Source organism: Mesorhizobium sp. M0991, from assembly GCF_040318915.1.
GTDB lineage: Bacteria > Pseudomonadota > Alphaproteobacteria > Rhizobiales > Rhizobiaceae > Mesorhizobium.
Window position 1 is genome coordinate 164,861 of sequence record NZ_JAMYNE010000007.1, and the last position, 20,044, is coordinate 184,904.

The window sequence follows — 20,044 nt, forward strand, 5'->3', positions numbered from 1 at the left end:
CGGGTCTGGGAGGACAGACCGGGAGGATCAGTTGGTTCCCTTGCCGCCGCATTTGCCGGTGGCAACGTTGAAGTTGCCGCAGGACAGAGGCGCGCGCCAATCGGAGATCAGGTCCTTGGAGTCAGGCAGGTAGTCGGACCACTCGTCGCCCATCACCAGGCCCGGCGTCTGCGACACGGTCTCGAACTGGCCGTCGGCCTGGATCTCGCCGATCAGCACCGGCTTGGTGATATGATGGTTCGGCATCATGGTCGAATAACCGCCGGTCAGGTTCGGCACCGAGACGCCAACCATGGCGTCGATGACCTTGTCCGGATCGGTGGTGCCGGCCTTCTCGACCGCCTTCACCCACATGTTGAAGCCGATATAGTGGGCTTCCATCGGATCGTTGGTGGTGCGCTTGTCGTTCTTGATGAACTTGTGCCAGTCGGCGATGAACTTCTCGTTCTCGGGCGTATCGACGCTTTCGAAATAGTTCCAGGCGGCGAGATGGCCGACCAGCGGCGCGGTGTCGAGACCGGCAAGCTCTTCCTCACCGACAGAGAAGGCCATGACCGGGATGTCCTCGGCCTTGATGCCCTGGTTACCGAGCTCCTTGTAGAACGGCACGTTGGCGTCGCCGTTGACGGTCGAGACGACGGCGGTCTTCTTGCCGGCCGAGCCGAACTTCTTGATCGCCGAGACTTCGGTCTGCCAGTCGGAGAAACCGAACGGCGTGTAGTTGACCATGATGTCTTCGGCAGCAACGCCCTTCGCCTTCAGATAGGCCTCGAGGATCTTGTTGGTGGTGCGCGGGTAGACGTAGTCGGTGCCTTCAAGCACCCAGCGCTTCACCGAACCGCCGTCCTCGCTCATCAGATAATCGACTGCCGGAATGGCCTGCTGGTTCGGCGCCGCGCCGGTGTAGAACACGTTGCGCTCGCTTTCCTCGCCCTCATACTGGACCGGGTAGAACAGGATGTTGTCGAGTTCGCTGAACACCGGCAGTACCGACTTGCGCGACACCGAGGTCCAGCAGCCGAACACCGCCGCGACCTTGTCCTTCGAGATCAGCTCGCGCGCCTTTTCGGCGAACAGCGGCCAGTTCGAAGCCGGATCGACGACCACCGCCTCGAGCTTCTTGCCGAGCAGGCCACCCTTGGCATTCTGCTCTTCGATGAGCATCAGCATGGCGTCCTTCAACGTCGTCTCAGAGATCGCCATGGTTCCCGACAGCGAATGGAGGATGCCGACCTTGATGGTGTCGTCGGCCGCCTTGGCGGGAACGCTCGTCAGCAGGCCGGCGGTGACCACGCCGGCCGAAAACATTTTTGCTAATGTCGAGAAACTACCCCTCATACTTTTTAACTCCCAAGCTGGTTAACTGCATCGGAACAGACCATGCAACGGCTGTGCCAATCACGGGAGCAAGGTCGGAGGATTTGAGATTTCCCAGCTCTGTCAGTCGGTTAATGTATTAGCCGCAGGAGATGAACCTCGCCTGCCATGTTCGAAACGAGAAAGGATCACCCATATCAGCCTAAGTTTTACTCACATATAGGCCAATGCCCTAATTTTGAGCAGCATCATATGAGCGCTGGCGAGGATTGCAGCGCCGGAGCGAAATGAGGCAAGTTCGAACCCTTAACGGGGGACTCTATGGCCTTCAGAGCTTCTTGCATTTTCACCGCCATGCTTCTGCTGGCGACGACGACCGTAGCGCGCGCCGGCTTCAGCGACGGCAAGCTGCCGGACGGCTCCTATCATTGCGAAGTCTACCTGCTCGGCATGTTCCTCAGCCTCGGCGACATCACCATCAAGGGAAACGTCTATAGCGGTCCGGTGAGCTTCGGCATCGCGCCGCAGAGCTACAATTACCAGATGGATGCAGACGGCGTGATCACCTGGCTGGGTCCGCTGGGCGGCTACACCAGTGGCGGCAACTCGATCTCGCTTACGCAGGCGACGCTGGAAAGCGGAACCACCCCGTCCTTCGACATCATCATGAAGCAGCCAGACGGCGCCTTTACCGCCTCGACCTGCACAAAGCGTTGAAAAAAGCGCGGAACCTGGCGAGGTTCCGTACTCCGAAGTAGAAAGCCGCCTAGCTCTCCGCCGCCAGGTCGAGCGCCAGCCGGGTCATATCGGTGAAAAGGCCCTGGCGTTCGGAATAGTCGGTCTGCTCGCCGGTTACCACATTGTCGACGACGGTCAGGATCGACAGCGACCGGGCGCCGAAATCGGCCGCAATGCGGTAAAGTGCGCTGGTTTCCATATCCACGGCGAGCGCGCCCTGTGCCTGTGCTTCGGCAAAGCGTTCGCGCCCCAGCGGATGATAGAAAATATCGCTGCAGATGGTCAGCCCGGCCCGATGGTCGATGCCGAGTTCCGCAGCCCGGGCCAACGCCTGGGCCAACAATGCCGGATCGGGGCCGGCATCGGCACGATAGAGCCCAAAAACCTGGCCGCTCTCCGCATTTTCGCCGCGCACCGATTGCGCGATCACCAGGCCGCGCAGCGCGATCTCGGTGGTCAGGCCACCGCAGGTACCAGTGCGGATCAACGTTTTCGCACCATAGAAGTCCAGCAGCTCATGCACATAGACCAGGAACGAAGCGACGCCGATGCCGGTGGATTGGATGCTGACAGGCTTGCCGCGAAACAACCCGGTAAAGCCGAGCGCGCCGCGGCGGCGGTTGACGCAGCGCGGCGCTTCCAGAAAAGTCTGCGCCATCCATTCAGCGCGCTGCGGATCGCCCGGCAGCAGCACCGCGCTTGCGTAGTCGCCCTTGCTTGCCTCGTTGTGCGGCGTCACGGCATGCTTTCCAAAACCCGTCGCCCGTTTCGCCTGCAATCATGGCAGTCTCACGACATTGCGCAAGCGGAGCATTGGAAGGGTCAGGATTCCAGCATGTCCTTTACGATCGTGGCCAATTGCTTGAGCGAAAACGGCTTCGGCAGGAAGCCGAAATGCGCGTCGGCCGGCAAGTTCTTGGCGAACGCGTCTTCGGCATAGCCGGACACGAAGATGAACTTGATGTCGGGCTGCCGTTTGCGCAATTCGCCAAGCAGCGTCGGACCGTCCATTTCCGGCATCACCACGTCCGACACCACGATGTCGACCTTGCCGCCGAGCGCTTCGTAGACTTCAAGCGCCTCGACGCCCGAGGACGCCTCGTGGACGGTGTAGCCGCGCGACTTCAGCGCCCGCATGCCGCCCATGCGCACGGCGTCCTCGTCCTCGACCAGCAGCACCGTGGCCGAGCCCGACAGATCCTTGGCTGAGTCGGCGATCTTGGCAGGGGCGGCCGGCACTTCTCCAGCCTCGCCCGCCTTCCTTGCCTCCGCAATGTGCCGCGGCAGGAAGATGCGGAACACGGATCCCTTGCCGACTTCGGAATCGCAGAAGATGAAGCCGCCTGTCTGCTTGATGATGCCATAGACCATGGACAGGCCGAGGCCAGTTCCCTTGCCAACCTCCTTTGTCGTGAAGAAGGGCTCGAAGATCTTTTTCAGCACATCAGGCGCGATGCCGCTGCCGCTGTCCTCGACCTCGACCAGCACATAGTCGGCCGGAGTAAGTTCGCGGTAGGAAAAGGTCTTGCACTCTCCGGCGCTGACGTTGCGGGTGCGTACGGTGAGGTCGCCGCCGGCCGGCATCGCATCGCGCGCATTGACCGCCAGATTGACCACCACTTGCTCGAACTGCCCGATATCGACCCTGACCGGCCACAGGTCGCGGCCATGGTCGATCTTGAGCTTGATGTCGTTGCCGACCAGCCGGGCAAGCAGCATCCTGAGATCGGCGAGCACGTCGGTCAGGTTGAGCACCTCCGGCCGCAGGGTCTGCTTGCGCGAGAAGGCCAGCAACTGCCGCACCAACGAGGCCGCCCGGTTGGCATTCTGCTTGATGTTCATGATGTCCGGGAACGACGGATCGGACGGCCGGTGGTTGGTCAACAGCAGGTCCGAGGCCATGATGATGGCGGTCAGCACATTGTTGAAATCATGCGCGATGCCGCCGGCGAGCTGGCCGACCGCCTGCATCTTCTGGCTCTGCGCCATCTGGCCCTCGAGGGCTTTTTGCTCGGTGGTCTCGACGGCATAGACGATGGCCGATTCCTCGGCGCCTTCGCCGCCGGTACCGTCTGCGACCGCGTTGACGTAGAAGCGTATGTGGCGCTCCTCATTGCCGGGCAGCACCGTATCGATCGGCTCGATGTCAGCCTGTTGCTGGCGTGCCTTTTCGAACGCCGCGGCGAAAGCCGGCCGGTCGCGCTCGTGGATCACCGTATCCAGCCGCACACGCCGATCGACCGCGTCGCGGTCGACGACCGAGGAAAACAGCGACAGAAACGGCGCATTGGTGCGCAGGATGCGGCCGGCGTGGTCGACGCCGGCTATCGCCATCGGCGTCGAGTTGAAGAACCGCGTGAAGCGTATTTCCGAGGCGCGGAGGTCAGCCGAAGCGTCCTCGCCTTGCGTCCGGTTGAGCACGATGGTGCGAGTCGGGCCGTTGAGGCCCTCTCGACTGGCCGAGACACGATGCATGAAGCGCACCGGCAGCGCCTCGCCGGTCATCGTCGTCAGATCGAGATCGATAACAGCATTGCGCGTGGTACCCGCATCGGCCTTGACCGAACGGACCAGCGCCATGCCGTCGCCGGCGACGATCTCCGGCAGCGTGATGGCGCCGGGGGTGAAGCTGGCCAGGTCGATGCCCAGCCACTCCGCGAGGGTCGCGTTGATATAGGTGACGCGGCCTTCCTGGTCGGCGGAAAAGAAACCGGCCGGCGCATGGTCGAGGTGATCGATGGCCTTTTGCAGGTCGAGAAAGAACCGCTCCTGCTCGGCCCGTTCCCGCGAGATATCGGCAAGCTGCCAGGCAAGCATCGGCAGCCGCTGGCCGGGAACGCTGAAGGCGCGGGCCCGGACGCGGTACCAGCGCGCGCCCGGTTCGGCGCCTAGCCGAATGGACTGCGCGAGCCGAAACTCGCCGTCGCCGGGCTGGCCGTCGCGCAGGCCTGACGCCAGCCGGTATATGGTCACCGAGGCCTCGGGAACGTCTGAAAGCAAACCTTCGACCGTCTTGAGGTCGGCGGCCGACTCGGCACCCGTCATATCAGCATAAGTCCGGTTGGCGTAGATGATACGGCCTTTGGTGTCGGTGACCAGGAGACCTTGCGACATCGAATCGACGAAAGCTTTCGACAGTTCGTCGCTTGTCGAGCGCGGCGTGATATGCACGAAGCCGATCGCAGTGGCGAATAGAAAGCCGACACCGATCATCGCCAGCACGCCAAGCATGCCGAGCAGGAATGGATCGCCAAGTCGCTCACGGAAAAGGCCGAAGACGATCGCTGCCCCAGTCAGGACGACGATGAAGACGATCAGCCGGGTGACCGCACCCGGTCGCGTGTTCTGGTCGACGATAGGTACCGGATAGAAATCGCCGCGCGCTTCCTTGGCCATGTGCCCCCTGCTCGTGAATTCCGGTGTCGGTTGAATCATATTCTCAGGGTCGGGAAAAGGCCCGGCTGCAGATGTCCGCTAAAAATGACGCCGTTCGGCTCCCGGCGTTTCAAGCTGTTCACGAAGCGTGAAAGGCAACTTGCGGTGGCCTGCCGCAACAGTCTAGTGTCGCCACTCTTCGAAAGCTGATTTTGGGGGAACCAATGCTGCAATGGCTGGATGGCGTGGCGGGTCCTGGTTATGCCGCAGCAATCCTATGGACGTTTGCAGTACTTGTCCTTCTGCTCATCATTCTTCTTATCATCAGGCTTGTCCGCAGCCTGACATTCGGAACATTCGTCGCCGGCGGCAGGAACCGCAAGACGCGGCTGGCTGTCATGGATGCCACAGCGGTCGACAGTCACCGGCGGCTAGTGCTGGTGCGTCGCGACGACATCGAGCACCTGCTCTTGATCGGTGGTCCGACCGATGTCGTCGTCGAGCGCGACATCAGGCTCTCGGCGCTGCGGCGCCCGGCATTGACCGGAGACAACAGCCACCAGCCGGCAGCAAGGTCGGCTTCGACCACAGCCGCGCCGGCGAGGCAAGCGCCGCCGCAGCCGGCAAGCGTGGCCGCAACCCCTGTCCTAGCCCGCCAGACAGCAACAATGCCGGCACCGGCGCCGAAACCGGCATCGAACGTCACACCGTTGCCAAGTTATGGATCCGTCAACGCCAATGCCTCGCGACATGCGCCGCCGCCGGCAAAACAGGACTCCCCGGCAAGATACGAGCCGCCGGCACAGCATGAGTCGATCGACGATGCGCTGATGAAGGAGCTGGAGGTTTCCCTCGACGAGCCACGCTTCAGCCAAACGCCGAGCAAGCCGGTGGCGAAGGCATCGCCCTCTCTCGACGACGAGATGACGAAGCTCCTCGGCGAGTTGTCCAATCAGAAAAGATAGGCCGATAGCGAACGGCCAATGAAAATGGCCGGAAAACCGGCCATTTTGAACGCTTTACCGATGCCGCTGCTTTTCCCGCCGACTCAGTCGTCGCGGTAGACCTTCTCGCGCCGCTCATGGCGCTCCTGCGCCTCGATCGACAACGTGGCGATCGGGCGCGCGTCGAGCCGCTTCAGCGCGATCGGCTCGCCCGTCTCCTCGCAATAACCGTAAGTGCCTTCGTCAAGGCGCTGGAGGGCGGAATCGATCTTCGAGATGAGTTTTCGCTGGCGATCGCGGGCGCGAAGTTCGATGGCGCGGTCGGTTTCCGAGGAGGCGCGATCGGCGAGGTCGGGGTGGTTAGCGTTTTCCTGCTGCAGGATTTCGAGAGTTTCGCGCGCTTCGCGCAAGATGTCGTTCTTCCAGGTGACGAGCTTCATGCGAAAGTAGGATTTCTGCCGCTCGTTCATGAACGGCTCGTCTTCGGAGGGTACGTAATCGGCGGTAACGATGTCGTTCATTCGACTCACCCAACAAGCCCCAAATTTGGCGCCTATATATTCGCGGACCGAAAACTGCACAAGATCAATCGACGACAGTTTCACGCAATTGTTAGTCCCGGACAAACCAGCATCTGCGATGCCCTTTTGCGAAGAATACGACCGAATCCGTACATGATTCGCTATGCTTGAGGGGCGCTTGCCATTGCGCACGGAGCTCTTCTGATGGCAAATCCTGCGGCGTGTTGACGGGTTCGGTGCCCGGCACAACGGGGATCCGGTGACCAGACTTTACCTGCTGAGGCATGCGAAGGCCGGCTGGGCGCTGCCTGGCGTGGCTGACTTCGACCGCCCGCTCGACGCATCCGGCTTCGCCGACGCCGAAGCGATGGGCGTGCTGATGCGTTCCCGCAAATACGTACCGGGCCTCACCCTTTGCTCAAGCGCCAGGCGCGCCCGCCAGACGCTGGAAAGCTTGGCTGGCCACACCGACACGGGCCGGGTGCTGTTCCTTGACACGCTCTACAGCGACGATGCCGCCGCGTACCTCGCCGCCATCCGGCAGAATGGCGGGCTGGATGCCCTGCTCGTCATCGGCCACAATCCGATGATTGAGGATCTCGCCATGGCGCTCTCAGGCGACGGCGAGGAGACCGCGCGGGCCATGCTGAACCACGGCTTCCCGGCCTCCGCACTTGCGGTGGTCCGGTTCAACGGCAGTCTTGCCGAGTCTGCGCCGGGCGCCGGCTATCTCGAAGCCTTCCTGACGCCTGCCGATATCTGAGGCCATTTCAAAGCCGCGCATCAAAGCCTATATCGGTTCCTGAGCGGCCCGCGAGAACAGATTTTGGCATCATCGCTGACGACTTTCACCGACGAGGCGAAGATTGCCTTGGACACGTTGTCAGGCCGCGCTGCCGGGCTTTTCGCTCCGTCGCTGCGTCTTGGCGTGACTGGGCTGTCCCGCGCCGGCAAGACGGTGTTCATCTCGGCCCTTGTGCACAATCTGGTCCATGGCGGGCGCTTGCCGCTGTTTGAGGCACAAAAATCGGGGCGCGTCGCCCGGGCCTTTCTCGAAGAGCAGCCGGACGACGCCGTACCACGCTTCCAGTACGAGGATCACATTGCGGCTCTTGTCGACGACCGCGTCTGGCCGGATTCGACGCGTGCGATTTCCGAACTGAGGCTCACCATCGAATACGAATCGGCCTCTGGCTGGACCCGCATGTTTTCCGCCGGCAAATTGTCGGTCGACATCGTCGACTATCCCGGCGAATGGCTGCTCGACCTGCCGCTGCTCGGCAAGTCCTACGCCGATTTTTCGCGTGAGGCCTTCGAGATGGCCGTGTTGCCGGTGCGTGTCGATCTTTCGCGGGAATGGCGGGCGCTCTCCAATCCGGTCGACCCGAACGCCGAGGCCGACGAGATGACGGCGCGCCGTCTCGCCGAGAGCTTCGCCGCCTATCTCAAGGCCTGCAAGCTCGACGAGCGGGCGCTTTCGACCTTGCCGCCCGGCCGCTTCCTGATGCCCGGCGATCTTGAAGGCTCGCCCGCTCTCACCTTCGCGCCGCTGCCGAATCTGGACGGCCGGCGCGCCCGCTCGGGATCGCTGCAGGCGATGATGGAGCGGCGCTACGAGGCTTACAAGACGCATGTCGTCAAACCGTTCTTTCGCGAACACATCACGCGTCTCGACCGCCAGATCGTGCTCATCGACGCATTGCAGGCATTGAATGCCGGCCCCGGCGCGATGGCCGATCTGGAACGTGCGGTCACCGAAATCCTGTCCTGTTTCCGCCCCGGCCGGGGCAACTTCCTGACCGACCTGTTTTCAAGACGCATCGACCGCATATTGGTGGCCGCGACCAAGGCCGACCATCTGCACCACGAAAGCCACGACCGGCTGCAGGCGATCGTGCGGCGGCTAGCCGACCGCGCCGTGGCGCGAGCGAATTTCACCGGCGCCGACGTCGACGTCGTGGCCTTGGCGGCCATGCGCGCGACCCGTGAAGGCACGGTCAAGCAGGGCCGCGAGACTTTGCCGGTCATTATCGGCACGCCATTGCGTGGCGAAAAAATCAATGGCGAAACCTTTGACGGAAAGACCGAAACAGCCATATTTCCCGGAGATTTGCCGGAGAAAGTTGATGCGGTGTTCGACGTTTCCGAATCGGCCCGCCGGCAGAAAAATGACGACCCCGCGATCCGCTTCGTGCGCTTTCGCCCGCCGAAACTCGAGCGCACGGCCGAGGGCGTGACACTGTCGCTGCCGCATATCAGGCTCGACCGCGCGCTGCAGTTCCTGATCGGAGATCATCTCGCATGAGTGTGCCCCGCAGACCGGCGGCCTTTCGCATCGAGCCGGAGCCCCAGCAAAAGGAAGATTCGACGGCTCGCCATGCTGCGTCCGAGGCCGCGCCGGCGCGAAAGCCGCGTACTCTGAAGGCGGATCTAGCCGTGGTCACACCGGCGGAGATCGACGTCTTCGACGAGCCTGACATCGTCGCTGCCGAACCGCCGCCGGCGATTGCGCCGCGAAAACGTTCGCTGCTTGGCAGCCTGTTCTTTGGCGCGCTGGGCGTTCTGGTTTCGCTCGCCGTCGGCCTCTGGACCGACCAGCTGATTCGCGACCTGTTCGAGCGCGCCGAGTGGCTGGGCTGGCTGGCTGCCGGTATGGCCGCGATCGCCATCCTGGCGCTTCTGATCATCCTCGTGCGCGAGTTCATGGCGATTGCCCGCCTTGCCGAGGTCGAAAAGTTGCAAAAGCGGGCGCTCGATGCGATTGCCCGTGACGATCCGAAGGCCGCCCGCGCCGTGGTCGACGAGTTGTCGGCATTTGTCGCGGCCAAGCCCGAAACCGCGGCCGGCAGGCGCTCGCTGGCCGAATTGCGCGGCGAGATCATTGACGGCGGCAATCTGGTGCGGCTGGCCGAGAGCGAGATCCTCGGCCCGCTCGATGCCCGCGCCAGGGTGATGATTCTCGAAGCGGCGAAGCGCGTCTCCCTGGTGACCGCGGTCAGCCCCCGCGCGCTGGTCGACGTCGCTTACGTCGTGTTCGAAGCCGGCCGGCTGATTCGCCGCCTGTCGGAGCTCTATGGCGGTCGCCCCGGCACGCTTGGCTTTTTTCGCCTGGCGCGCAGCGTTCTCGCCCATCTCGCGGTCACCGGGTCGATCGCCGTCGGCGACAGTTTCGTCCAGCAGATTGTTGGCCACGGCCTTGCCGCCAGGCTCTCGGCCAAGCTCGGCGAAGGCGTCGTCAACGGCATGATGACTGCGCGCATCGGCATTGCAGCGATGGAAACCGCAAGGCCCCTGCCCTTTTACGCTGTCAGGCGGCCCGGATTGGGCGATTTCCTCTCCGCGCTGACCTCCTTTGCAGCAAAGAAAGAAAAAGAAACATCCGCTTCCGGAACGTGACTATCGCCTTGGGGTGACAAAGCATTAACCAATCTTGTCCATGGTCGGAAGCGTCCAAACCAGTCTCTTTGTTGCCGGGTGTCGTCGATGAAAAGCGTTATTCTGTCCAGCGGGCTGCCCGTGGCGCTCGCGCTTGTCGCAACCGTCGGCATTGCCGGAAAGACCTCGGCGGCGGAACCGGACAAGCAGTTCTTTCGATCGGTCGAAGGCAAATGGGTCGGCCCAGGGGAAATCGTTGCCGGCAAATACAAGGGCACGAAATTCACCTGCAGCTTCATCGGCTCGACGCCTGACGGCAAGGTTGGCATGTCGCTCGACGGCGGCTGCCGGGTAGGCATGTTCACCCAGCAGATGTCGGCAACGATCGAACACAAGGGCCGGCAGGGCTACAAGGGCAGCTTTATGGGCGGGGCCGCCGGGTCCGGCCTCGACATTATCGGTGGCAATGTCGTCGATGCGCACAAGGTGGTTTTCACCATAAATCGCAATCAGTTGCGCGGCGTTATGCAGGCGCTTGTCCCCGACGACAATTCGATGACGGTGACCGTTGCCGTGCGCGTCGACCAGCAGCTGGTACCGGTCATCGGCATGAAGTTGAAGCGGATCGATGCAGTCGAGGTCGGCTCCGTAACTCCGAACTGACTTTTAGCGTGAGAAAGGCGGCGGCCAGACGGCGCCGCCCTCTTTTGATTTGCAATTAAGTGCTCAGCCCTTGATCGCGGCAATCACCTCGTCATAGGCCTTGCAGGCCTCGGCCGCTGTCGTACCGCCCTGATATTTGGTTGTGACCGCCTGGACCTTGGCCCCGAGGTCGGCTGCCTTGGCTGGATCCTTGGTAATCGCAGCCTGAAGTGCCGCAGTCATGTCCTGAGCCTTCTTGGTCAGTATCTCGGTCGTGCACTCGGGTGCCTTCGAACAGGCCGAGCCGGCAAGCGCCGCGATGCCAACGGCAACCAGCAAAAACGTCTTCATGTCAGTCATCTCCTCAAAAAGGGCTGCGACTTGATCGTCGCTCACCCTCCACTGGCCGAAGCCGGGCGTCCTTAGCGCCGGATCGCTGGAACAAGCAACGCCAGGCACCCCATTATCCTGTGCAGTGCGCCTGCAATATCGCCTTCACAATGCGCCGCATTCGCACTGTTCGATCCGCCCCGAAGCCCCTATCTTGGCCGCTTGACTCCCAAGAGAGCGGAACGGCAGGCATGGCGGCAGAGGCATCCAACGGCGATCTGATTCAGGTGGTGGCGCTGCTTGCCGCCGGCGTCGTTGCGGTACCGATCTTCAGGCGCATGGGACTCGGCTCCATCCTCGGCTATTTGGCGGCCGGTGTCGTGATCGGCCCGTTCGGACTGCGCATTTTTTCCGAATCGGAAGCCATTCTTCATGTCGCCGAACTCGGCGTCGTCATGTTCCTGTTCATCATCGGGCTGGAAATGCAGCCGTCACGGCTATGGGGCCTGCGCCGCGAGATTTTCGGGCTTGGCGCGCTGCAGGTCGGCGTCTGCGCGGTCCTACTGACCGGCGTCGGGCTGGCGGGAGGTTTTCCGATCGCGCAATCCTTCGTCGCCGGCGCCGGTTTCGTGCTCACCTCGACGGCCATCGTCATCCAATTGCTGGAAGAACGCGGCGAACTGGCCACGCCCAAGGGCCAGCGCATCGTTTCGGTCCTGCTTTTGGAAGACCTGGCCATCGTGCCGCTGCTGGCGCTGATCGCCTTCCTCGCGCCGGGCGGCGCCGATATGAGCCTGTCGGATCGGTTGACGGAGGTCGGCATCGGCCTTGCCGCGATCGTCGGGCTGGTGCTTGCCGGGCGCTATCTGCTCAATCCGTTCTTTCGTATCCTGGCGGATGCGCGCGCCCGTGAGGTGATGACCGCTGCCGCCCTCCTGGTCGTTCTCGGGTCAGCGCTTGCCATGCAGCTTTCCGGCCTGTCGATGGCAATGGGCGCCTTCCTGGCCGGCGTGCTTTTGTCGGAATCGACCTTCCGCCACCAGCTGGAGGCCGACATCGAACCGTTCCGCGGCATTTTGCTCGGGCTGTTCTTCCTCGCCGTCGGCATGTCGCTCGACCTGCATGTGGTCGTCGTCAACTGGCAGCTCATTGCCATTTATGTCGTCGCCTACATGCTGATGAAGGCGATCGGCATCTATATCGTTGCCCGCGTCCTCAAAACCGGCCACCGGGAAGCGCTCGAACGCGCGGTCTTCATGGCGCAAGGCGGCGAATTCGCCTTCGTCCTCTATTCCGCAGCGGCGGCGGTGGGCATCATCGATAGCCAGGCCAATGCGATGCTGACCGCCATCGTCATCATTTCCATGGTGCTGACGCCGTTGGCAATCATAGCCCTGCGGTATCTGACGCCGCGCGACGAGCAGTCGCTCGAGGGCGTCGATGTCGCCAACGGCCTGACCGGCAGCGTGCTGATCATCGGCTTTGGCCGGTTCGGCCAGATCGCCAGCCAGCCGCTTTTGTTGCGCGGGATCGACGTATCGATCATCGACAATGAGGTCGAAATGATCCAGGCGGCAGCCGATTTCGGCTTCAAGGTCTATTATGGCGATGGCACGCGGCTGGACATCCTGCGGGCCGCGGGAGCCGGGCGGGCACGCGCCGTGTTGATCTGTGTCGACAAGCCCGATGCCGCCGTGCGCATCGCGGAACTGATCAAGGCGGAGTTTCCCTTGCTGACAGTGCTGGCACGGGCCTTCGACCGCGGCACGGCGTTGCAGCTCATTCGTGCCGGCGTCGACTATCAGCTCCGCGAGACGTTCGAATCGGCGCTTGTCTTCGGCGGCTCGACCCTGGAAGCCCTCGGCGTCGACCCGGAAGAGGTCGCCGAGGTAGTCGAGGACGTCCGCCGCCGCGATGCTGCCCGTTTCGAACTTCAACAGGCCGAAGGCATTCGCGCCGGGCGGCGTTTCCTCAAAGGCAATATCGGCACGCCCATCCCGACGCCGCTCAGCACGCCACGGCGCGCGGGCCAGGCGCTCAACGAAGAGACCGCCGGCGTGCTGCAGAAATCCGAACCGGCCGATTAAACCTTGGAACGACGCGAATGATGAACGAACTGGACGAGCGCGCTCTCTCCGTCGCCGGATTCTGGCGCGACGCGGGGGAGGACGCGTGGTTCGAGAAGAACGACGCCTTTGATACCGACTTCCGCACCCGGTTTTTCGATCTGCACTTCGCCGCCGCGCGCTGCGAATGCGACGGCTGGTCTGAACACGCCGAAGGGTCGCTGGCACTGATGATCCTGCTCGACCAGTTTCCGCGAAACTGCTTTCGCGGCACCGGCCACATGTACGCCACGGACCCGCTGGCGCGGCATTTCGCCCGGAAAGCGATCGCCGCCGGCCATGACCTGGCGCTCGACGAAAACCTCCGCGTCTTTCTTTATTTGCCCTATGAGCATTCGGAGGACCTCGCCGATCAGCTCAGATCGATGGAGCTTACCGCCGCCAAAGCCCCCTCCTACCTGAAATATGCGATCGAGCATCGCGACATCATCCAGCGCTTCGGCCGCTTTCCGCATCGAAACAGGATGCTTGGCCGCGAGACGACACCAGACGAACAAATGTTCCTCGACGGAGGTGGGTTTTCCGGCTGATTCAGGCACCGATGGCGGCAGCGTCAGGTCTTCCACCAATCCTGGCCCGACGGTAGCCGTTCAATGCCCGACGTGTCGACGGCGGCCAGCCGCTCCGACACGCTCTTGCCGTCGACCACAAGCTCTGGCGCAATTTCTGCCAGCGGCGCCAGCACGAAGGCGCGCTCCAGCATGCGCGGATGCGGCACCTCCAGTCCGGTCTCGTGGATGATGCGGTCGCCGAACACCAGAATGTCGATATCGATCAGGCGTGGACCCCAGCGCTCCTCGCGCACCCGCTTCAGTTTTCGCTCGGCGTCGAGGCAAAGGTCGAGCAAAGCCCGCGGCGCGAGCGCGGTCGAGATTTCGGCCGCCGCGTTGAGGAAATCCGGCTGATCGAGCTTGCCCCAGGGCGGCGTGCGGTAGAGCGACGAAACGGCAATGACGCGCGTGCTCTCGTCGGCATCCAGAATGCCCAGTGCCGCAGCCATCGACTTTGCCGGATCACCGAGATTGCCGCCAAGGCTGAGATAGACGGTATTATTCTGGCCAGACAACGGTCACCTCGACATGATCGAGCACACCCGGCACCGGGGCGTTCGGCTTGCGCACCGTGATCTCGGCCTTTTTGATCTGCGGGAACCGCGCCGTCAGCGCCCTCGCCACTTCGAGCGCCAGCGCTTCGATCAGAAAGCGCCGCTCGCCGGTAATGATCTTTTCGATGACTGCAAAGGCGATGCCGTAATTGACGGTGTCCTCGATGGAATCCTCGACCAGTGCCCGCCCGGGATCCACCGTGAGTGCCGCATCGACATAAAAGCGCTGGCCGAGCGTCTCTTCTTCGTCCAGCACACCATGCCGGGCAAAGAAGGCGCAGTTCTTCATGCGGATGACATACATGGCTCAGCTTTCCCCGATCTCACGTGCCAGCATAGCATCGGCGATGGCCAACGCGTCCACGTTGATTGCGACATCGTGTACGCGAAAAAGATGCGCGCCTTTGAGCCTCAGGATTACGCTGGTGGCCGCGGTTCCGGCGGCCCTTGCGGCCGCGTCGCGGCCGGTGACGGTGCCGATAAAGCGCTTTCGCGATGTGCCGGCCATCAGTGGAAAACCCAGCGCACGAAGCTCGGAAAACCGTGCCATCAGGTCAAGATTTTCCGCGGCCGTCTCCTTGGCGAAGCCGAAGCCCGGATCGAGCACGATATGATCGTCGGCAACACCGCTCCTCCGCGCGATTTCCAGCGACTTTCTGAGGAAGAAGAGCTGATCGGCAATCACGTCGGGCAGTTTCTGCCGGTCCCGTCCCGTGTGCATGACGACAAGCCCAGCGCCTGTTTCGGCCGCGACGCGGGCAATGCCCGGTTCGCGCTGCAGGCCCCAGACGTCATTGACGATATGTGCGCCGGCTTGGACGGCAAGCCGGGCCGTATCCTCGCGATAGGTATCGACCGAGATCAGCATTCCGCCAGACGTCGCGAGCGCCTCGATGACCGGCAATATGCGGGCCTGCTCTTCCTTTGCGGAGACCCCAGACGCCCCGGGACGTGTCGATTCTCCGCCGATGTCGATGACGGAGGCCCCCTCCTCCACCATGCGGCGCGCCTGGGCCGCCGCTTTTTCCGGCACATCGAACAGGCCGCCGTCGGAAAAACTGTCCGGCGTGACGTTGAGGATGCCGACGACCACGGCCTTACTGCCAAGGTCGAGATGGCGCCCATGCGCCAGCTGCCATCGCCCTGTCATCATTGCCCATCAACCATGTTCGATCCCGCGGCGTGGCCGGGGATCAATTCCGTTGCGCCGAGGACGGCGGTAAAGCAAGGTGGGGAAAGAGGCAACACGATGAAACGATCCCTCCTCTGCGCGCTGATGTTCGCGCTGACCGCATTCCCGGCCGGCGCTGCAACTCTCGTCAAGACATATAGTTATTTCCCGATCGGCGGCAGGACGCTCGACGACATCGAGAGCCAGCTGTCGAGACTCGGGCCTCAGGTGAAAAGCACCGGGTCGCGGCATCCAGGCGCTACCCAGATGGCGTTCACCACCCGCGTCAGCTATGCGCAAAACCCGGGCTCGTGCTGGATTGCCGACGCTGTCGTCACCGTCAAGGTCAAGGTGATCCTTCCGCAGTGGCGCCGTCCGCGCAAAGCCGATGCCGGCGTCAGGCTGTTCTGGGATACGTTATCCGCCGACATCAAGCGCCATGAGGAGCGCCACGTCGAGATTGCCAAGAACCATGGCCGCGAACTCGAAGACGCCCTGAAGGCAAGCTACCCGGAAAAGACCTGCGAACTGGCCAAGGCCAAGGCCGCGAAAATTACAGCGGTCATGCTTGCCAAGCACGACCAGGAGCAGATGCGCTTCGATCGTGTCGAAAGCGTCAATTTCCAAAGCCGTATCCTGCGGCTCTTGCACTATCGCATCGAGCGCATTGAGAACGGCCGGCTCGCTCCCGGCTGAACTCCGCGTCGTTGGACAAAGCCAATTTGGAACAAAGCCAATTTTGCCGAAGCATGGTGCCAGCTTCGAAAAACTTTCGAGCCGCTGTCGAAATCGGCCTATAGCGAACGACATATGTCAAGTTCGCAAGGCTCAGTCCCAAAGGCACGAGTACACGGGCCAATCTGCACACTCGACGCACTCCAGCCGTCCCGGACGTGCATGCAAGTGTAATGGATGAATGGATATGGACCAGGCTATTGACAAGCAAGCGATGGTGGAAACCAGCACGCCGCTGACCGAAACCGAGAAAAACGCCATTATCGGCGGCGTGCTTTTGTCGATGCTGCTGGCGGCGCTCGACCAGACCATCGTTGCGCCGGCGATGCCGACGATGGCACGTCTGCTCGGGCATGCCGAATATCTGCCGTGGATCGTGACCGGCTATCTGCTGACCGCGACCGCCGTGGCGCCGCTCTACGGCAAGATCTCCGACATCTATGGCCGCCGGCCGACCGTCTATGCGGCAATCCTGATCTTTCTCGCCGGGTCGCTGGTTAGCGCCACGGCGCCCAACATGCTGGTCCTGGTTGTCGGCCGGGCGATCCAGGGCGCCGGTGGCGGCGGTCTTTTCGCCCTGACGCAGACCGTGATCGGCGACCTCGTGCCGCCGCGCGAGCGGGCTCGCTACGCCGCCTGGATCTCGGGCACCTGGGCTGTCGCCAGCATCGCCGGGCCGCTGCTCGGCGGCACCTTCGCCGAACATCTGCATTGGTCGCTGATCTTCTGGATCAACATTCCGCTCGGGCTGCTGGCGATGGCGATCATCAACAACCCGCTCAAGAAGCTGCCGATCGCCGCAAAGCATCACCGCATCGACGGCCTCGGCGCGCTGCTTCTGGTCGCGGCCACCTCGCTGCTGCTGCTTGCCTTGAACTGGGGCGGCAGCGAGTATCCGTGGCTGTCACCTGAAATCCTTGGGCTGCTCGCCTGCTCGGCGGTGTTCTGGAGCGCGTTCGCGCTGCGGCTGATGCGCGCGGCCGAACCGCTGATCTCGCTCGAAGTGCTCGGCAATCCGATCGTTCTCGCCGGCACGTTGTCGATGTTCCTGCTGCAGGCCGCCAATGTCGGCTTGTCGGTCTATCTGCCGGTCTACCTGCAATCGGTCGTCGGCCTGTCAGTCAGCGAATCGGGCACCGCGTTGCTTGGGCTGATGCTCGGCACGGTGGCCGGTGCGACGTTCAGCGCGCGAATGATCCCGCGCTTTTTCCACTATAAGCGCATTGCCATGATCGGCACCGTTTTCTCGATCCTGTGCCTCGGCGTGCTCAGCCTGATCGCCGGGAATGCCTCGCTATTGCTTGTCGAGGTGTTGACGACCTGCATAGGGCTGGGCACAGGCACGACCTTTCCCGTTGCCACCGTCTCGGTCCAGAACGCCGTCGATCGCATGCACCTTGGCGTAGCGACCGGCGTGCTCACCTTCCTGCGCTCGCTGGGCAGCGCGCTTGGCGTCGCCATGCTTGGTGCCGTCGCCCTTGGTTACGGGCTGCCGCTGGCCAGCGAAGGCACGCAGCCGGCCGGCCATATCGCCTCCGCCATACCGTTCGTGATGATCTTTCTTGCCGCGGCCGCGACCTTGCTGCTGTCGTTCATCACGCTCTGGCTGATGCCGGAAAAAACGCTTCGCGGCCATGCCGAGGCTGTGGCCCCAGCCTTGGCGGAGTAGACCGGCCCGACGAGCGTATAGTGAGGTTCAGTCGACCACGCCGAGCTTCTTGTGCAGACTGGTCGACGAGGTCGTATACTGGAATACAATGCGCTCGCCGGGGCTGACGATGCGCTTGGCTGCTTGCGCCATTAGAGCGACCTCATGGAAGCCCGACAGGATCAGCTTCAACTTGCCGGGATACCAGTTGATGTCGCCGACGGCGAAGATGCCGGGCACCGACGTCTGGAATTTTTCGGTGTCGACCGGGATCAGGTTCTCGTGGAGATTGAGGCCCCATTCGGCGATTGGGCCGAGCTTCATCGTCAGGCCGAAGAACGGCAGCATCCGCGTACACGGCACTTCGATATCGCCCTCCGGCCCCTTGATGATGGCGGAGGCGAGTTGGCCGTCGTTGCCGGTCAGGCCAGTCACCTGTCCAACCTGGAATTCCAGCTCCTTCATCTCCTGCATGGCATACATCTTGTTGACGCTGTCGGGCGCTGCCCGGAATTCGGGCCGCCGGTGCACCAGCGTCACGCTCTTGGCCACCGGCTGCAGATTCAGCGTCCAGTCGAGCGCCGAATCGCCGCCGCCGACGATGACGAGGTCATGACCGCGAAAGTCCTCCATCCGGCGCACCGAGTAGAACACGCTCTTGCCTTCATAGGGTTCGATGCCCGGAATCGGCGGCCGCTTCGGCTGGAAAGAGCCGCCGCCGGCGGCGATCACTACTATTTTGGCTTCGAACACCTCGTTTTCGTCGGAAGTGACGCGGAAACTGCCGTCCTCCAGTCTTTCCAGGCTCGAAACCATGCGGCTATAGGTGAATTCGGGCTTGAACGGCGCGATCTGCTCAAGCAGCTTGTCGACCAGACCTTGCGCCGAGATCGAGGGCCAACCCGGAATGTCGTAGATCGGCTTTTCCGGATAGAGTTCGGCGCACTGCCCGCCGGGCCGGTCGAGTATGTCGATCAGATGGCACTTCATGTCGAAGAGGCCGAGCTCGAATACGGCAAACAGGCCGACAGGCCCTGCCCCGACAATGAGTACGTCCGTCTTGGTGAGAGCTGTCATGAAGCATGCGCCTTTATGGGAAAACGGCGCGACACTGCATGACCATTGGCCCGCTGCCAAGCGGCAGCGGCAAAAATCGGCGTCAGCCCTGGCGAGCCGGCACGCGCACGACCAGCCCGTCGAGGGCGTCGCGCACCTTGATCTGACATGACAGCCGTGAGTTCGGCTGGACCTCGTAGGCGAAATCCAGCATGTCCTCTTCCATGGCTTCCGGCTCGCCGACCTCCGCCGTCCAGGCTTCGTCGACATAAACATGGCAGGTCGCGCAGGCGCAGGCGCCGCCGCATTCCGCTTCTATTCCCGGCACCGCATTGCGGATCGCATTTTCCATGACGGTCGAGCCGTTTTCGGCATCCACGTCAAAATGCGTGCCGTCATGGGCGATGAAGGTCAGCTTGGTCATTTGTCACCTGAAGGGAGTCTGAGCCGACATAATCACTCTGCCGGACAAGTCAACTGCGGCGCGAAAGCGCCGCTGCGTGGCGTTTTGGGAATAAGTTCTATCGGCTGATGGCGGCGACGAAGTCGCGTACTTCTTCGATCAGCGAGCCAAGCCGCTTCAGCGTGCTGGCGTCTTCGGGCCGGCATTCGATCGCACTGGCGCAATCGGCAATGGCGAAGGCGCCGACCCCGCGCGCCGAGCCTTTGAGCCCGTGTGCCAATAGCAGCCGCTGCCTGACATCCGCATCGACGATCTTGTCGCGCACCGACAGCGCCTGCTGCACGAACAGAGCCAACACCTCCTGCTCGAGGCTCCGATCGCCCATCGTCTGGCGCGCAAGATGCGCCAGGTCGATCGGCCGCGCCCCGGCTGTCCCCGACACGTCGCCGCCGGGCATCGAGAAGGCAATGCCGTTTTCGCCACGTATCACTTTGAGACTCCGTTCTTCGACCGCCGCAAAAACTAGGCGTATCCGGTGGACAACGGGTTAATGATTGG

21 protein-coding genes are annotated in these 20,044 nt (G+C 62.6%); 10 read left to right on the forward strand and 11 right to left on the reverse strand.

From position 1 onward, the window contains the following. Positions 1–27: 27 nt before the first annotated feature. Positions 28–1,338, reverse strand: coding sequence for an urea ABC transporter substrate-binding protein (urtA, locus tag NKH70_RS13495; RefSeq protein ID WP_352720131.1), 1,311 nt, complete (start codon positions 1,336–1,338; stop codon positions 28–30). Between the two features lie 300 nt (positions 1,339–1,638). Here urtA and NKH70_RS13500 point away from each other — a divergent pair, with 300 nt between their 5' ends. Beyond that, positions 1,639–2,034, forward strand: a complete 396-nt coding sequence (locus NKH70_RS13500; protein ID WP_352466416.1) for a hypothetical protein — start codon at positions 1,639–1,641, stop codon at positions 2,032–2,034. A gap of 49 nt (positions 2,035–2,083) precedes the next feature. On the opposite strand, the gene NKH70_RS13505 is transcribed toward NKH70_RS13500, so the two are convergent. Further along, the gene (locus NKH70_RS13505; protein WP_352720129.1) at positions 2,084–2,794 is read right to left on the reverse strand and encodes a purine-nucleoside phosphorylase; all 711 of its coding nucleotides are present in this window, start codon (positions 2,792–2,794) and stop codon (positions 2,084–2,086) included. An 83-nt stretch (positions 2,795–2,877) separates the two neighbouring features. Then, the gene (cckA, locus tag NKH70_RS13510) at positions 2,878–5,451 is read right to left on the reverse strand and encodes a cell cycle histidine kinase CckA (protein ID WP_352720127.1); all 2,574 of its coding nucleotides are present in this window, start codon (positions 5,449–5,451) and stop codon (positions 2,878–2,880) included. A gap of 203 nt (positions 5,452–5,654) precedes the next feature. Between cckA and NKH70_RS13515 the strand changes: the two genes are divergently transcribed. Continuing rightward, positions 5,655–6,395 carry a hypothetical protein gene (locus tag NKH70_RS13515; RefSeq protein WP_353025412.1) on the forward strand — a complete coding sequence of 247 codons (741 nt, stop codon included), beginning with the start codon at positions 5,655–5,657 and terminating at the stop codon, positions 6,393–6,395. A gap of 83 nt (positions 6,396–6,478) precedes the next feature. Here NKH70_RS13515 and dksA read toward each other — a convergent pair whose 3' ends face one another. Beyond that, positions 6,479–6,895: an RNA polymerase-binding protein DksA gene (dksA, locus tag NKH70_RS13520; protein ID WP_023674847.1), complete on the reverse strand. Its 417-nt coding sequence runs from the start codon at positions 6,893–6,895 to the stop codon at positions 6,479–6,481. Positions 6,896–7,154: 259 nt separating this feature from the next. Between dksA and NKH70_RS13525 the strand changes: the two genes are divergently transcribed. The 4 genes from NKH70_RS13525 (at position 7,155) to NKH70_RS13540 (ending at position 10,933) form a co-directional block, all read left to right on the forward strand. Then, positions 7,155–7,658: a SixA phosphatase family protein gene (locus tag NKH70_RS13525; protein ID WP_352720124.1), complete on the forward strand. Its 504-nt coding sequence runs from the start codon at positions 7,155–7,157 to the stop codon at positions 7,656–7,658. Positions 7,659–7,721: 63 nt separating this feature from the next. Further along, positions 7,722–9,200 (forward strand): YcjX family GTP-binding protein, encoded by a 1,479-nt coding sequence (locus NKH70_RS13530; RefSeq protein ID WP_352720123.1) that lies wholly within the window; start codon positions 7,722–7,724, stop codon positions 9,198–9,200. Continuing rightward, complete coding sequence (locus tag NKH70_RS13535; protein ID WP_352720121.1) at positions 9,197–10,291, forward strand: YcjF family protein; 1,095 nt, start codon at positions 9,197–9,199, stop codon at positions 10,289–10,291. Before NKH70_RS13530 ends, NKH70_RS13535 begins: the two co-directional genes overlap by 4 nt. A gap of 87 nt (positions 10,292–10,378) precedes the next feature. Then, positions 10,379–10,933, forward strand: a complete 555-nt coding sequence (locus tag NKH70_RS13540; RefSeq protein ID WP_352720119.1) for a hypothetical protein — start codon at positions 10,379–10,381, stop codon at positions 10,931–10,933. Between the two features lie 63 nt (positions 10,934–10,996). On the opposite strand, the gene NKH70_RS13545 is transcribed toward NKH70_RS13540, so the two are convergent. Continuing rightward, positions 10,997–11,263, reverse strand: coding sequence for a hypothetical protein (locus NKH70_RS13545; protein WP_292660884.1), 267 nt, complete (start codon positions 11,261–11,263; stop codon positions 10,997–10,999). 230 nt (positions 11,264–11,493) lie between these two features. Between NKH70_RS13545 and NKH70_RS13550 the strand changes: the two genes are divergently transcribed. Together NKH70_RS13550 and NKH70_RS13555 are read left to right on the forward strand one after the other, a co-directional pair. Then, entirely contained in the window at positions 11,494–13,329 is a 1,836-nt protein-coding gene (locus NKH70_RS13550; protein ID WP_352914209.1) for a monovalent cation:proton antiporter-2 (CPA2) family protein, read from the forward strand. Between the two features lie 17 nt (positions 13,330–13,346). Continuing rightward, complete coding sequence (locus tag NKH70_RS13555; RefSeq protein ID WP_502908354.1) at positions 13,347–13,898, forward strand: DUF924 family protein; 552 nt, start codon at positions 13,347–13,349, stop codon at positions 13,896–13,898. A 23-nt stretch (positions 13,899–13,921) separates the two neighbouring features. Here NKH70_RS13555 and folK read toward each other — a convergent pair whose 3' ends face one another. The 3 genes from folK to folP are packed head-to-tail and all read right to left on the reverse strand — an operon-like array spanning position 13,922 to position 15,626. Continuing rightward, positions 13,922–14,434 carry a 2-amino-4-hydroxy-6-hydroxymethyldihydropteridine diphosphokinase gene (gene folK / locus NKH70_RS13560; RefSeq protein WP_352720115.1) on the reverse strand — a complete coding sequence of 171 codons (513 nt, stop codon included), beginning with the start codon at positions 14,432–14,434 and terminating at the stop codon, positions 13,922–13,924. Then, entirely contained in the window at positions 14,418–14,777 is a 360-nt protein-coding gene (folB, locus tag NKH70_RS13565; protein ID WP_023674838.1) for a dihydroneopterin aldolase, read from the reverse strand. Before folB ends, folK begins: the two co-directional genes overlap by 17 nt. Before the next feature lie 3 nt (positions 14,778–14,780). Continuing rightward, a complete protein-coding gene (gene folP, locus NKH70_RS13570; protein ID WP_352977154.1) occupies positions 14,781–15,626 on the reverse strand; it encodes a dihydropteroate synthase in 846 nt (281 codons plus the stop codon). A 96-nt stretch (positions 15,627–15,722) separates the two neighbouring features. On the opposite strand from folP, the gene NKH70_RS13575 reads away from it, so the two are divergent. Together NKH70_RS13575 and NKH70_RS13580 are read left to right on the forward strand one after the other, a co-directional pair. Beyond that, positions 15,723–16,340 (forward strand): DUF922 domain-containing Zn-dependent protease, encoded by a 618-nt coding sequence (locus NKH70_RS13575; RefSeq protein ID WP_352720111.1) that lies wholly within the window; start codon positions 15,723–15,725, stop codon positions 16,338–16,340. Positions 16,341–16,566: 226 nt separating this feature from the next. Further along, positions 16,567–18,048 carry an MDR family MFS transporter gene (locus NKH70_RS13580; protein ID WP_352720109.1) on the forward strand — a complete coding sequence of 494 codons (1,482 nt, stop codon included), beginning with the start codon at positions 16,567–16,569 and terminating at the stop codon, positions 18,046–18,048. 27 nt (positions 18,049–18,075) lie between these two features. Here the strand turns inward: NKH70_RS13580 and NKH70_RS13585 are convergent, their stop codons facing one another. The 3 genes from NKH70_RS13585 to NKH70_RS13595 form a co-directional block, all read right to left on the reverse strand. Continuing rightward, a complete protein-coding gene (locus NKH70_RS13585) occupies positions 18,076–19,104 on the reverse strand; it encodes an NAD(P)/FAD-dependent oxidoreductase (RefSeq protein WP_352720107.1) in 1,029 nt (342 codons plus the stop codon). 82 nt (positions 19,105–19,186) lie between these two features. Continuing rightward, entirely contained in the window at positions 19,187–19,507 is a 321-nt protein-coding gene (locus NKH70_RS13590) for a 2Fe-2S iron-sulfur cluster-binding protein (RefSeq protein WP_023674833.1), read from the reverse strand. Positions 19,508–19,604: 97 nt separating this feature from the next. Continuing rightward, entirely contained in the window at positions 19,605–19,973 is a 369-nt protein-coding gene (locus tag NKH70_RS13595; protein WP_292660938.1) for an Hpt domain-containing protein, read from the reverse strand. Between the last annotated feature and the right edge of the window lie 71 nt (positions 19,974–20,044).